We start from the raw sequence: 14,657 nt of genomic DNA, 5'->3' as shown, positions 1-14,657 counted from the left end.
AATACGCCATTCTGTGTACCATACAGCTCTTGCGTACTCAAGACGATATCTAGATCACACATGGAAAAGCAAACGATTACATTGTGAAAACAATTTACGAACGGATTCACTACACCGCCGATTTTTTAGCCCAATGTATAACAAATATGTGAATGCAAAATGAAAGTTACAACGAATATTTTTTACATAAAAAATACATCAGCGACTACGAAATATTGATACTGGGATCTTCTCGCGTCAGCAAAACTCAGTCAAAGCAGCAAAGATCTATACGAACAACACAGTGGCCTTTACGCAAAAACAAAACGCAAAAAAGGCAGCGATATCGCTGCCTTTTTACATTACTTAGATCGTACGTTTTTATGCTTTCGCTTTTTTACGCTTATCAGTGACTTCCCACTTACCGTCAACAAAGAGCGCTGTCCAACCAGATGGTTTGCCATTCTCTTCCGAACGAACGTAGTTCTCTTTTGTTTTGCGACTAAAGCGTACAACTGCAGGACGACCATCAGGATCTTCTTGCGGTGCGGTCGCTAGGTATTTGAACTTCTCAGGTAAACGCTCTTCAAAACGTGCCAGTTCAGCAACCAAAGGAGCACGTGTCTCGCGCGATTTCGGGAAGTTGCTTGCCGCCATAAATAGACCTGAAGCACCATCACGAAGTACGAAATACGCATCTGAGTTTTCACATGGCAACTCGGGGAAATGAACAGGATCTTCTTTCGGGGGCGCGACTTCGCCATTCTTCAAGATCTTACGAGTGTTCTTGCACGTTTCGCTCGTACAATCCATGTATTTACCAAAGCGACCGTTCTTAAGCACCATATCAGAGCCACATTTGTCACATTCAACAACTGGACCATCGTAGCCTTTTACTTTGAACTCGCCGTATTCAACAAGGTAGCCTTCACAGTTCGGGTTATTACCACAAACATGCATCTTACGCTTGTCATCAATCAGGTATGCGTCCATCGCTGTTTCACAGATCGGACAACGCTTTTTAGCACGAAGAGCTGCGGTTTCAACGTCTTCTTCTAGAACGTTAATAATACCTTCTTCGTCACCCAAGTTGATGGTTGTCTTACAACGCTCTTTTGGTGGTAACGCGTAACCTGAACAGCCTAAGAACACACCTGTTGAAGCAGTACGGATGCCCATTGGACGGCTACACGTCGGACACTCGATATCTGTCATGACGATGTGGTTTAACTTCATACCGCCTTCTGACTCATCCAGCTCCGCTTTTTCAAGATCGCCAGTAAAATCAGCAAAGAAGTTGTCTAACACAGCTTTCCAGTTCACTTCACCTTCAGCGATTTGGTCCAATTTCTGTTCCATACGCGCAGTAAAGTCGTAGTTCATCAAATCGTTAAAGCTGTCATCAAGGCGGTCAGTAACAATTTCACCCATTTTTTCAGCGTAGAAACGGCGCTGATCAACTTTCACGTAGCCACGATCTTGAATCGTAGAAATGATCGATGCGTAAGTCGACGGACGACCAATACCTCGTTTCTCTAGCTCTTTAACCAGTGCTGCTTCAGTGTAGCGCGCAGGTGGCTTTGTAAAGTGCTGTTTAGGGTCAAGTGACTCTAAGCTTAGCTTATCGCCAAGTTGTACCGCAGGAAGGATTGTATCCTCGTTTTTGCCCATTGGACGCTGTACACGAGTCCAGCCGTCAAATTTAAGGATACGACCTTTCGCTTTAAGCGTGTATTCTGCCGCTTTTACGCTGATGGTTGTTGAATCGTATTCTGCTGGCGTCATTTGACACGCTACAAACTGATTCCAAATCAAAGCATAAAGTTTGTGCGCATCAGCATCGACACCTTGCAGGTCTTCCGCCTTAACACCCACATTTGAAGGACGGATCGCTTCGTGCGCTTCCTGTGCCCCTTCTTTGCTACCGTACGTCAATGGTTTCGCTGGCAGGTACTTATCACCAAACTCAGAACCAATAAAGTCACGTACAGCGTCCACAGCCTCGGCACTTAGGTTAGTCGAGTCAGTACGCATGTAAGTGATGTAACCGGCCTCATAGAGGCGCTGAGCTAGCATCATGGTCTTTTTCACGCCGTAGCCCAGACGTGTACTCGCTGCCTGTTGAAGCGTAGAGGTGATGTAAGGTGCTGAAGGCTTGCTCTTTGTAGGACGGTCTTCACGCTTACATACTTCGTAACTTGCATTCTCAAGTACAGACATCGCTGCTTTGGTTTCTGCCTCATTAACTGGCTTAAACGCAGAACCGTCTTTCTGAGCAACAAGCAGTTTAAAGTCCGCTTTGTCTTTCGTTTTCGTATTCGCATGAATGTCCCAGAATTCTTCTGGTACAAACGCGTTAATCTCACGCTCGCGCTCAACTAACAGTTTCACCGCAACAGACTGCACGCGACCAGCAGATAAACCACGAGCCACTTTTTTCCAAAGTAAAGGTGAAACCATAAAACCAACGACACGGTCCATGAAGCGACGTGCTTGTTGGGCATTTACACCATCCATGTTCAGCTCGCCAGGTGTCTGGAAAGCTTGTTGGATCGCGTTTTTCGTAATTTCGTTAAAAACTACACGTTTGTATCGCTCTTCATCGCCACCGATGATCTCACGAAGGTGCCATGCGATTGCTTCTCCTTCGCGGTCCAAATCGGTTGCGAGATAAACGCAATCTGCGTCTTTGGCGAGTTTTTGTAGTTCGTTGACAACTTTTTCTTTGCCTGGAAGGATTTGGTAATTCGCTTCCCAGTCATGATATGGGTTAATCCCCATCTTTTTGATCAACGCTTTGCGGTCTTTCTCTTTTTTAACGCGCGCTTTCTCTTCCGGACTCATCCCTTTAGTTGAGATGGCTGCGGCTTTTTTCTCACCAGTGCTTTGACCGGCCGTAGGCAGATCACGCACATGACCAACACTAGACTTAACAATAAAGTCTTTACCAAGGTACTTATTTATCGTCTTTGCCTTGGCTGGTGACTCCACTATAACGAGTGATTTACCCATAACTGACTCTAACGTCCTTCATAATAATGCGGGTAGAAACCTTGTTTAAAGGCCACCCGCATAATGTTCTATTTCATTGCTTCTTTTTTTACTATTGTGCGAGATGAAAAGAAGATCAACTGCTTTTTTGAAATTCAGATCCGATTGGTTGACAATTCATCGTCTTTATACTTCAAAGAGACAGGGTTCTGAAAGGTATTGAGCGGCATATCTAAACAGGCAAACTTAGCATCCGCTAATCCAATGCAATAAATTTTGTTACCCATCACAAAATAGTTTGGTTCAATGCTCTGCCATCTTCCTCCGCATCATGCTTATACTCTAAAAATTGATCTGTTTAGTCTTACTGAACGATTGACTGAATTAATCATGCAAACCCATTTTAGTTGTAGGTATACTCAGCGTTCTTAACTGAATAGGATGGTAGAAAGAATATGTCTGATAGAACGTTTATCGAAGAGTTCGACCTTCTTTTGATCGCTAACCAAATCATCCAAGAGCACGATGATTACATCGAGGGGATGCGAGCAACAAGCGTAGAAGAAAAAGAAGGTGTTTTAGTTTTTAAAGGTGAATACTTCCTTGATGACAAAGGTTTACCAACTTCAAATACGACTGCAGTATTCAATATGTTCAAATACTTAGCGCATCACCTTTCTAAGGAATTTACGCTGGTTAAATAGTATTGGGAAACAAAAAAGCCAGAGTGTTATTCACTCTGGCTTTCCTGTTTTAGGTCAGAATATTTAGCAACTTAAAGCCTTAAGTTTGTCGAAGTAGTCAGGGAACGTTTTCGACGTACACTTTGGATCGTTAATCGTCACAGGCGTATCACTAAGTGCCACCAGCGAAAAACACATCGCCATACGATGATCATCGTAAGTATCAATCGCTGCATGCTTTAACTGAGAAACAGGTTTGACGATGATGTAGTCTTCCCCTTCTTCCACTTCCGCACCAACTTTACGTAACTCAGTCGCCATAGCTGACAAACGGTCTGTTTCTTTTACACGCCAGTTATAAACGTTACGAATAGCGGTAGTGCCTTCGGCAAATAACGCTGTTGTCGCGATGGTCATTGCAGCATCAGGGATATGGTTGTAATCCATATCAATGCCTTTTAATTGACCAACACGTGAAATTACGTAGTCATCACCCCATTCAATTTCTGCACCCATTTTTTCAAGCGCATCAGCAAATTGAATATCACCTTGAATGCTGTTTTTACCGATACCCGTTACTTTAACTTCTCCACCTTTGATGGCTGCCGCCGCCAAGAAGTAAGAAGCAGAAGACGCGTCACCTTCAACCAAGAAATCACCTGGAGCGATGTATTGCTGACCGGCTGGGATCACAAACTCTTGATAGTCGTTGTTGATCACATCGACTCCAAACTGCTTCATGATATGCAGGGTGATATCGATATAAGGCTTAGAAACCAAATCGCCTTCGATGTTGATGCGAATTTCACCTTCAGCCAATGGCGCAGACATTAAGAAAGCGGTCAAGAACTGACTTGAAATGGACCCATCAATAGAAACTGTACCTGCTTTTAGGCCAGTACCAATTATTTTGAGAGGCGGAAAGTTCTCGTTTTCCATGTACTCAACGTTCGCACCAGCATCTTTCAGTGCCGTGACAAGGTGACCAATTGGACGCTCTTTCATACGAGGTTCGCCCGTCAGTACATACTCCCCTTCTCCAAGACAAAGAGCCGCAGCTAATGGTCGCATCGCAGTGCCAGCATTGCCGAGAAATAACTCTACCGGCTCTGAGACAGAAAACGGACGCCCAAGGCCTTCAACGAGACATTCTGTTTTATCTTCGGAAAGTTGGTATTGAACGCCTAGTTTAGTCAGCGCATTCAGCATATGACGGATATCATCACTGTCGAGGAGATTAGTAAGGCGAGTTCTGCCTTTAGCAAGAGCAGCAAGTAAAAGAGCTCGATTAGAAACGCTTTTAGAGCCAGGAAGGTTCACTTCCCCTTGAATTTTATTGATAGGTTGTAACGTTAGGCTTTCCATTAAAAGTTGATAATCCTTTGTGCCCTCAACACACGATTTTTTATGAGGGCTAAACAATTCTTCGTGAATTCAGACTACCCAAAAAAACACGACAAAACCAGAGTAAATCGGCGCTAATTTATGAATATCCTCAAGCAGCCTAAAGATACAGAATTAAAGGCATTGCCAGCGATGTAAATAAGAGCGAAAGAAGTACGGCGAAACAGCAAACTATTTCGACTTTATTTGACGATAAGCCAGCCCGACTGTACATGCCTGATTAAGCTTCGTTAGGCTAAAACAACCTAGGGTTAATAAGTGATATCAACCCTGACTCCATCATCAAAATATAAGATACGAACTTCATCCCCTCGACTAAATAACATATTTTTATCAACATCTTGGATGACATTAATTAGCTTATCACCCTTCACTTTGATGAGTAGCTCAACTAACTTATATTCAACCGTGTATTGGTAATTACTTTGGTTTTGAGCAACTGCGGCACCTGCAAGCGCACCCACTGCCGTCGCGACTTCTCTTCCCGTACCGCCACCAAATTGATTACCGACTAAACCACCGATAGTGGCACCAAGTAGTGTCTTCCAACCGTTACTTTTCGATTGAACAACCTCTTGTTGAGTAATATAACGGACAGAGTCAATCTTCCCGTAAACTACTTCATTAACTGGCTTGGCAACATTTCTTTCATAGGCTGCGTTGGCGACAAGTGGTAAAAACAGTATGATCCCAAGCCATACTTTTACGATATTTCTTAACCAGGTCATCATAAACTCCTCTGACTCCAATGTTGGTAACGACTTCTTATGGCTATTTATTTAACTGAACTCGATGAAACGTTCAACTTTCCCTCACCCTATAAAGCACTCAGCGACCCCAATGGTTTGCTGGCTTTTGGTGGTGACTTAAACCCCATGAGAATCCTCAATGGTTACTATCAAGGCATTTTCCCTTGGTATGGTCCTGGTGAACCTATTTTATGGTGGAGCCCTTCTCCGCGCGCTGTGTTTGACCCATTGCAGTTTAAGCCATCTAAAAGTCTCAAAAAATTTCAGCGTAAACATAACTATAAAGTAACACTCAATTTCGCGACAGAAGAAGTGATTAGACTATGTTCTTCAACACGCCCTGTAGAGGAAACATGGCTCAACGAGGAAATGCAAGCTTCCTACATTGAGTTAGCCAAACTTGGTCACTGTCACTCTGTAGAAGTATGGCATGACAACAACCTGATTGGCGGACTATATGGCATCTGCGTGGGCCAACTTTTTTGCGGAGAGTCGATGTTTAGTCTAAAAGATAACGCATCCAAAATTGCATTGTGGTACTTATGCAACCATTTGGCGTCAAAGCAAGGTCAATTAATCGATTGCCAAGTTATGAATTCTCACTTGGCATCACTTGGCGCATTTGAACTTGAGCGTGACGAATTTATGCAAAAACTACTATCTTTAAGAGAAAAGCAAACACTATTTGATGCCTATCAGCCCCAAGTTTTGCAGGATTCAGTATGAGTACGGATATACAACATATTCGAATAGGGTTGACGAATAATCACCCTTGTAGTTATTTGCCTGAACGGCAAGAGCGGGTTGCGGTGGCGCTTGATGAAAGGCTGCATACTGAAGAAAATTACCAGTTGCTCATGGCTAACGGTTTTCGTCGTAGCGGAGATACCATATATAAACCGCATTGCGAGCATTGCACCGCTTGCCAGCCAATTCGAGTCTCGATTCCAGACGTTAGACTATCAAAAAATCAGAAGAGGCTGCTTAATAAAGCACAGTCTGTACGCTGGGAAATGAAACCTGAAATGGATGAGGAATGGTTTGAGCTTTACAGTCGGTACATCTGCAAACGGCATAAAAACGGCACTATGTACCCACCAAAGCGTGATGAGTTTGCTCGATTTGCTCAAACCAGCTGGCTGACAACGTCGTTTTTACACATTTACGATGAATCAGATCAATTGCTCGCCATTGCAGTGACAGATTTGATGCCACAATGCTCGAGTGCTTTTTATACTTTCTTTGACCCTGACTACGAGTTATCTCTTGGCACGTTAGCAGTGCTTTATCAAATTAAATACTGCCAAGAAAACAAACAACAGTGGCTATATTTGGGATATCAGATTGATGAGTGCCCAGCAATGAGCTACAAAACACGCTTTCAACGCCACCAAAGGCTAGTAAATCAGCGTTGGCGAGGGTAGAATACGCCTCAACTTTACATAATTACTATTTAGCGGCAGAATATAGCCCGCTAATATTGCCTAATTTCTAAAGAGGATTAAATGGCTAAAGAAGACGTAATCGAGATGCAAGGCACAGTCCTTGACACTCTACCAAACACTATGTTCCGTGTTGAACTTGAAAACGGTCACGTTGTGACTGCTCACATCTCTGGCAAGATGCGTAAGAACTACATCCGTATCCTAACGGGTGACAAAGTAACTGTAGAGATGACTCCATACGACCTGTCAAAAGGCCGCATCGTCTTCCGCGCTCGTTAATCTCTGATTTTCGGATGCAATAAAAAACGGAGCAAGCTGCTCCGTTTTTTATTGCACAATTTTTTCCGATTTAGTTCAGATAAAAAAGCGCACGATCTTCTCGTGCGCTTTTGCGTTTGTTACCGAATAACGATTAATGCATCGCTGTCTCTTTCTCACTTAAGTATTCAAACTCAAGCGTATCGTTGACCAGCGTTACTTTCACTGTACCGCCGTCAACTAAAGATCCAAACAACAGTTCGTTAGCTAAAGGCTTCTTAAGCTGTTCTTGGATAACCCGCCCCATTGGGCGAGCCCCCATAGCTTTGTCATAACCTTTATGTGCTAACCAATGGCGAGCGTCTTGCGATACTTCCATTGAAACGCCTCTCGCATCAAGTTGCACTTGCAGTTCAACAATGAACTTATCAACCACTTGATGGATAACGCTTTCATCAAGGCTGTTAAACCAGATGATGTTATCAAGACGGTTACGGAACTCAGGAGTAAACACCTTCTTAATTTCCGCCATTGCATCGTGACTGTTGTCTTGTTGAATCAAACCAATTGATTTCTTCTCGGTTTCCGCCACACCTGCGTTAGTTGTCATAACAAGAATGACATTACGGAAGTCTGCTTTGCGACCATTGTTGTCCGTTAGCGTACCGTTATCCATGACTTGCAACAGCAGGTTAAAGATATCAGGGTGCGCTTTTTCAATCTCATCAAGTAATACGACTGAATGTGGGTGCTTAATAACAGCATCAGTTAGCAAACCACCTTGGTCATAACCGACATAACCAGGAGGCGCACCAATTAAGCGACTTACGGAGTGACGCTCACCATACTCAGACATATCAAAACGAAGTAGCTCGATACCTAGAAGCTTAGATAACTGCACTGTCACCTCTGTTTTACCAACCCCTGTTGGGCCTGCAAACAAAAATGAACCAACAGGTTTGTTGTCTACACCCAAACCTGCACGTGTCAGCTTGATCGCCTCGGACAATGCATCAATCGCATTATCTTGACCAAATACCAACATCTTCATTTTGCTATCTAAGTTTTTCAAAATGTCTTTATCTGAAGAAGAAACCGACTTCTCTGGAATTCGCGCCATTTTGGCAACCATTGATTCGATATCAGCCACTCCGACCGTTTTTTTACGACGGCTTGCAGGAGCAAGACGACTACGCGCACCAGCTTCATCAATGACATCAATGGCCTTATCTGGTAGATGGCGTTCATTAATGTATTTAGCCGACAGTTCTACCGCGGCACGCAGTGCTTTATTGGTATAACGTACTTCATGGTGAGCTTCGTACTTCGGCTTCAAGCCCATCAAGATTTTAGTTGTGTCATCTAATGAAGGCTCTACAACGTCTATCTTTTGGAAACGGCGAGACAACGCACGCTCTTTCTCGAAAATGTTGCTGTATTCTTGGTATGTCGTCGAACCAATACAACGCAACTTACCGCTACTCAAAAGAGGCTTAATAAGATTTGCTGCATCGACTTGACCACCAGATGCCGCGCCTGCACCGATGATGGTATGTATTTCATCGATGAACAAAATGGCATCTTCTTCTTTTTCAAGTTGTTTCAAAATCGCCTTGAAGCGCTTTTCAAAATCACCGCGATATTTGGTACCAGCGAGCAAAGAGCCAATATCTAGTGAATAAATCACGCTGTTTTGAATGACCTCAGGGACCTGCCCTTCGACAATTCGCCATGCAAGACCTTCCGCAATGGCTGTTTTACCAACCCCTGCCTCACCCACTAGTAGTGGATTATTCTTGCGGCGTCGACAAAGTACCTGAATAGTGCGCTCTAACTCTTTATCACGTCCAATGAGTGGGTCGATGTTTCCATCTTTAGCGACTTGATTAAGATTCGTCGCAAAGCTTTCTAGGCGTTCTTCAGAATTAGGCTCTTCAACACTTTCTGAGCTAAACGAGTCTGATGATGAATCCTCACCTGCACCTGATGCTTTAGTAATACCGTGGGAGATGAAGTTAACAATATCTAATCGGGAGATGTCATTTTTCTTCAGTAAGTAAGCGGCATGCGACTCTTGTTCACTGAAGATAGCAACAAGCACGTTGGCGCCTGTTACTTCATTACGACCAGACGACTGTACATGAAAGACGGCGCGTTGTAGTACACGTTGAAAACTCAAAGTCGGCTGCGTTTCACGCGTCTCATCACTATCTGGGATAAGAGGCGTAGTTTGATCGATGAAAATATCGAGTTCGTTGCGTAAAGCGTCAAGATCCGCCTTACAAGCTAGAAGGGCTTCCTTAGCTGCATCATTTTCCAACAATGCAAGTAGGAGGTGTTCGACAGTCATAAACTCGTGGCGTTTATCTCGCGCCCGAGCAAATGCACCGTTAAGGCTTGACTCTAGTTCTTTATTTAGCATAAGTACCTCCCGAAAAAACAACTGGGGTTGTTCGAGCAAGTCTTCTTTGTTTACGCTTGCTCCATAGTGCAAAGTAGCGGATGTTCATTTTCCCTTGCGTACATCGTAACTTGCGCTACTTTTGTTTCGGCAATTTCTGCGCTGTATGTGCCGCAGATTGCCTTTCCTTCATAGTGGACCTGAAGCATGATTTGAGTTGCTTTATCAATATCATGTGAGAAAAATCGCTCAAGCACCTCTATGACGAAATCCATAGGTGTATAGTCATCATTATTGAGTACGACATTGTACAGCTTAGGTGGCTGGACTTTCGTACTTTCTCGCTCCAGAAGATCAGAGTCCGGAGTGACCCATTCAAAATTTTTACTCATGGCAATCTAAAGATATCGTATCAAAGGGTTGATGTTTTCGACCTATAAAAACAATCTACCACAAGCGTGCAGCGCGGTGTAGTGAGTTATGGCACCGAATTCGATCTTTGATCGATAAAAGTTGCTACCTAATATAGAGACTAATGCACGTCTTGATACGGTGCAAATAAAAGATGCTTGTCGATAAGTTACACATTTTTTCTTATAAAAGAACTTTCTATTTATTGCTTTCGGACTATTGCAAACCACCCCATCATCTTCTATCTGGATCACACTTCCTCATTGAGAATACGGTAATTATCACGAAAACTTCATTTTTTATTCAGTCAGAGGATTCTTCTCCCATAAGCAACACGGACAGTATGGCTTTTTCAGTATGAGCCACTTCATAGGCAAATTGACTAAACTTCTGCGTATATACGAAAAACTGTTTGCAAATTTGTTAATCTCAAAAGTGATTTGTTTTCAATTATGTTTCTGTTTGTTGCTCACTGCTATTGACTGTCGAAATTCATTGACTACAGTGGAAAGTGTCGATGCATAAATCATCATTTTGAAACCTCTCTTCTTTAAGTGGTTTGATGAATGTGACTTATCATTGATTTGACGTTTGTTGGCATTCGCTGACAATGGTAGTACCAAGTTAAAGGTATAACTTGGTTGCAGTAACAACATCAGTAAAAAATGCATGAGGGATGTAAAGCATGGCTACAGGTACAGTAAAGTGGTTTAACAATGCCAAAGGATTTGGGTTTATTTGTTCAGATGAAGAAGAGGGAGATATCTTTGCCCACTACTCAACTATCCAGATGGACGGTTATCGTACACTGAAAGCAGGCCAACAAGTCTCTTACGAGATTGAAAAAGGTCCCAAAGGCTGTCACGCGAGTAGCGTCGTGCCTCTTGAAGGCCAAGCCAAATAATTAGAGCGCTGTCGAAATATAAAAATATTGCTCTCGAAACGCCACGTTGATGTTTTGAAGAGAAAAATAAACCCGCCAAGATAGCGGGTTTCTTACTATTTAGAGCACGTGTTACAAAAGGAACACTTACAACGCACTTACAGGATAGGAAACACGCCGAAAACGACGTGTTTTTACACTAACTTACTTGTTAATGATTGCGTTAAAGGTTTCGCTTGGACGCATCAATTTAGAAACCAATGCATCGTCTAGTAAGTAGTAACCTCCTAGCTCACCTTTCACGCCTTGCGCATTATTTAGCTCAGCAACGATCGTTTCTTCCTGCTCTGACAGCGCTTTTGCAATTGGTGCAAATTCAGCAGCAAGATCCGCATCATCCGTTTGCTCTGAAAGCGCTTTCGCCCAGTAAAGTGCAAGATAGAAGTGGCTTCCACGGTTATCTAGCTCACCCACTTTACGTGACGGAGATTTGTTGGTGTCTAAAAACTCACCGGTCGCTTTATCTAGTGTATCTGCGAGAACCTGAGCCTTAGGATTGTTTGTCGCTACACTTAAATGCTCTAACGAAGCTGCAAGCGCTAGGAACTCGCCCAAAGAATCCCAACGAAGGTGATTCTCTTTTTCTACTTGTTGAACGTGCTTAGGAGCAGAACCACCAGCGCCTGTTTCAAATAGACCACCACCATTCATCAATGGAACAATAGATAGCATCTTAGCAGACGTACCTAACTCGAGAATTGGGAACAAGTCTGTTAGGTAGTCACGAAGAACATTACCTGTAACAGAGATAGTATCTAGGCCCGCTTTCATACGCTCTAGTGAGTACTTACAAGCTTCAACAGGAGATAGGATCTTAATCTCTAGACCGTCAGTATCGTGATCTGGTAGGTAGGCGTTTACTTTCTTGATGAGCTCAGCATCGTGCGCGCGGTTTTCATCTAGCCAGAATACAGCTGGAACACCTGTTGCACGTGCGCGAGTCACTGCTAGTTTAACCCAATCTTGGATTGGTGCGTCTTTAACCTGACACATACGGAAGATATCACCTTCTTCAACCGCTTGCTCTAACAGTACGTTACCTGAAGCATCAACAACGCGAACAGTACCCGCAGCGTCTAGAATGAATGTCTTGTCGTGAGAACCATACTCTTCAGCTTTCTGAGCCATTAGACCAACGTTAGGTACGCTACCCATAGTGGTTGGATCAAATGCGCCGTGCTCTTTACAGAAATCAATAACCGCTTGGTAAATACCTGCGTAGCTACGATCTGGAATCATCGCTTTGGTGTCTTTTTGTTTACCATCTGGTCCCCACATTTGACCCGAAGAGCGAAGCATTGCTGGCATAGAAGCATCTACAATAATGTCACTTGGTACATGTAAGTTTGTGATACCACGATCAGAGTCAACCATCGCAAGTTCTGGTTGAGTTTGGTAAACCGCTTGAATGGCCGCTTCAATTTCTGCTTTTTGCGCTTCAGGTAGAGACTCAATTTTTGAGTAAACATCACCGATGCCATTGTTTACATCAACGCCTAGCTCTTCAAACAGCTTACCGTACTTATCGAAAACGTCTTTGTAGTAAACTTTTACGGCATGGCCGAAAATGACAGGGTCAGAAACTTTCATCATCGTCGCTTTCATATGAAGAGACAGCAGCACGTCTTGCGCTTTCGCTTCAGCAATCTCTTTCTCGAAAAATTCAACCAACGCCTTCTTCTTCATTACTGAAGTATCAATGACTTCTTTATCTAGTAATGGGAACGCAGACTTAAGCTCTTTAACTGTACCATCATTACCGACAAACTCGATTTTGACCTCTGTTGCACCAGAGATAGTTGTAGACTTTTCGCTACCAAAGAAGTCATTGTCTGACATGCTCGCAACATGAGACTTAGATTCTGCTGACCATGCACCCATTGAGTGTGGGTTTTTCTTCGCGTAGTTCTTAACCGAAGTCGGAGCACGACGGTCTGAGTTACCTTCACGAAGTACTGGGTTAACCGCACTACCTTTGATTTTGTCGTAAGCCGCTTTAATCGCTTTCTCTTCGTACGTGCTCGGCTCTTCTGGGTAGTTTGGTAAATCGTAACCTTTCGCCTGAAGCTCTTTAATCGCCGCTTTAAGCTGAGGAACTGAAGCTGAAATGTTAGGTAGCTTGATGATATTTGCTTCTGGAGTTTGAGCTAGTTCACCAAGCTCAGTCAACGCATCGCCAATGCGCTGTTCTTCTTTTAGATGCTCTGGGAAGTTAGCGATAATTCGACCTGCTAGTGAAATATCACGAGTATCTACATTGATGCCAGACGATGCTGTGAATGATTGAATGATTGGTAGTAATGAATAAGTTGCTAGCGCCGGCGCTTCATCAGTGATGGTGTAGATAATTGTAGGTTTTTCTGTAGGCATGAAATTTCCCTATTTTTTAATCAACTTGTTGGCTGATCAACTCAGCGTCTGAGTTGGTTTAATTGACGCATTGCTGCACGTTAGCAGTACATGTCTCCTCACTAACGCCACATGCGGTTCGCACTCTTTGTTGTAGTTTGAAGCTCTAAGCTCTGAATCCATGAGTGCACTGATATAATTAAACAAATAACACGAATTAGTCTATCATTCTGTGCGCGTTTGTTAGTTTTAGGCGCGCAAATCATATCCGATCATGAGAAAACTTAAAACTTTCAAACACAGTTCATTTACATTTTTGCAGGGTAGTTAACATGTCATCTCGTATAGGTCAGGAAAAAGGTCGCAGTCGTAACCAGTCTAAAACGGGCCATTTTAAACACTCAGGAGCTCGCAATGGCTCGAAGACTCGTACTCAGCAAGACCGCCGCCCTAATCACCCAACAAAAAGCCAAAAGCCAAAAGTGGCCCCTAAAGATCGCAAAGTCATTATTTTCAATAAGCCTTACGATACGCTCAGTCAATTTACCGATGGCGATGGTCGCAAAACGTTAGCGGACTATATCCCGATCAAAAATGTCTATGCGGCTGGCCGATTGGACCGAGACAGCGAAGGTTTGATGGTACTCACTAACGATGGCATCTTGCAGGCGAAGTTAACGCAGCCAAAGTCAAAATCGCCGAAGACTTATTGGGTTCAAGTTGATGGCGCTCCTCAGGAGCAAGATCTTGAAAAATTGAGAAAGGGAGTAGAGCTAAAAGATGGTATGACTCTACCGGCCGAAGTTGAAGTAATTCCAGAACCACAAGTCTGGGACAGAACCCCTCCGGTCCGTTTTCGAGCAAATATCCCTACCACTTGGTTAGCCATTACCATTATTGAAGGAAGAAATCGTCAGGTACGTCGCATGACTGCGCACATTGGCTTCCCTACTTTGCGCCTCATTCGTCATTCGATGGGTGATATCGTCCTTAACGACCTAATGCCTGGTGAATGGAGAGAAATCTCTCTCTAATAAGCAGAAA

At 43.4% G+C, this 14,657-nt stretch carries 12 protein-coding genes; 6 read left to right on the top strand and 6 right to left on the bottom strand.

Going from position 1 to position 14,657, the window contains the following annotated elements; all coding sequences use genetic code 11:
* Nucleotides 1-360 precede the first annotated feature (360 nt).
* Entirely contained in the window at nt 361-2,991 is a 2,631-nt protein-coding gene (gene topA, locus R7190_RS04500) for a type I DNA topoisomerase (RefSeq protein WP_005378351.1), read from the bottom strand.
* A gap of 434 nt (nt 2,992-3,425) precedes the next feature.
* Here topA and R7190_RS04495 point away from each other — a divergent pair, with 434 nt between their 5' ends.
* Nucleotides 3,426-3,674: a YciN family protein gene (locus tag R7190_RS04495; RefSeq protein ID WP_005387884.1), complete on the top strand. Its 249-nt coding sequence runs from the start codon at nt 3,426-3,428 to the stop codon at nt 3,672-3,674.
* 63 nt (nt 3,675-3,737) lie between these two features.
* On the opposite strand, the gene aroA is transcribed toward R7190_RS04495, so the two are convergent.
* Complete coding sequence (aroA, locus tag R7190_RS04490) at nt 3,738-5,018, bottom strand: 3-phosphoshikimate 1-carboxyvinyltransferase (RefSeq protein WP_005387883.1); 1,281 nt, start codon at nt 5,016-5,018, stop codon at nt 3,738-3,740.
* Nucleotides 5,019-5,308: 290 nt separating this feature from the next.
* Nucleotides 5,309-5,785: a glycine zipper 2TM domain-containing protein gene (locus tag R7190_RS04485; protein WP_005378348.1), complete on the bottom strand. Its 477-nt coding sequence runs from the start codon at nt 5,783-5,785 to the stop codon at nt 5,309-5,311.
* 39 nt (nt 5,786-5,824) lie between these two features.
* Here R7190_RS04485 and aat point away from each other — a divergent pair, with 39 nt between their 5' ends.
* From aat to infA, 3 genes are all read left to right on the top strand, one after another.
* Nucleotides 5,825-6,532, top strand: a complete 708-nt coding sequence (aat, locus tag R7190_RS04480) for a leucyl/phenylalanyl-tRNA--protein transferase (RefSeq protein ID WP_182038218.1) — start codon at nt 5,825-5,827, stop codon at nt 6,530-6,532.
* On the top strand, nt 6,529-7,230 hold the full coding sequence (locus R7190_RS04475) for an arginyltransferase (RefSeq protein ID WP_186584393.1): 702 nt from the start codon (nt 6,529-6,531) through the stop codon (nt 7,228-7,230). Before aat ends, R7190_RS04475 begins: the two co-directional genes overlap by 4 nt.
* Before the next feature lie 81 nt (nt 7,231-7,311).
* Nucleotides 7,312-7,530, top strand: coding sequence for a translation initiation factor IF-1 (gene infA, locus R7190_RS04470; RefSeq protein ID WP_001040192.1), 219 nt, complete (start codon nt 7,312-7,314; stop codon nt 7,528-7,530).
* A 133-nt stretch (nt 7,531-7,663) separates the two neighbouring features.
* Here the strand turns inward: infA and clpA are convergent, their stop codons facing one another.
* Together clpA and clpS are read right to left on the bottom strand one after the other, a co-directional pair.
* Nucleotides 7,664-9,931, bottom strand: coding sequence for an ATP-dependent Clp protease ATP-binding subunit ClpA (clpA, locus tag R7190_RS04465; protein WP_005387879.1), 2,268 nt, complete (start codon nt 9,929-9,931; stop codon nt 7,664-7,666).
* Between the two features lie 50 nt (nt 9,932-9,981).
* The gene (gene clpS, locus R7190_RS04460) at nt 9,982-10,302 is read right to left on the bottom strand and encodes an ATP-dependent Clp protease adapter ClpS (RefSeq protein ID WP_005378419.1); all 321 of its coding nucleotides are present in this window, start codon (nt 10,300-10,302) and stop codon (nt 9,982-9,984) included.
* A 704-nt stretch (nt 10,303-11,006) separates the two neighbouring features.
* On the opposite strand from clpS, the gene cspD reads away from it, so the two are divergent.
* Nucleotides 11,007-11,225, top strand: a complete 219-nt coding sequence (gene cspD, locus R7190_RS04455; RefSeq protein WP_005378407.1) for a cold shock domain-containing protein CspD — start codon at nt 11,007-11,009, stop codon at nt 11,223-11,225.
* 183 nt (nt 11,226-11,408) lie between these two features.
* Here the strand turns inward: cspD and R7190_RS04450 are convergent, their stop codons facing one another.
* A complete protein-coding gene (locus R7190_RS04450) occupies nt 11,409-13,634 on the bottom strand; it encodes an NADP-dependent isocitrate dehydrogenase (RefSeq protein WP_005378404.1) in 2,226 nt (741 codons plus the stop codon).
* 311 nt (nt 13,635-13,945) lie between these two features.
* Here R7190_RS04450 and R7190_RS04445 point away from each other — a divergent pair, with 311 nt between their 5' ends.
* Nucleotides 13,946-14,647: a pseudouridine synthase gene (locus R7190_RS04445; protein WP_318137517.1), complete on the top strand. Its 702-nt coding sequence runs from the start codon at nt 13,946-13,948 to the stop codon at nt 14,645-14,647.
* Nucleotides 14,648-14,657: the final 10 nt, after the last annotated feature.

The sequence above is a fragment of the Vibrio sp. 1078-1 genome, from assembly GCF_033340475.1.
This window is presented reverse-complemented; position numbering and strand designations above follow the sequence as displayed.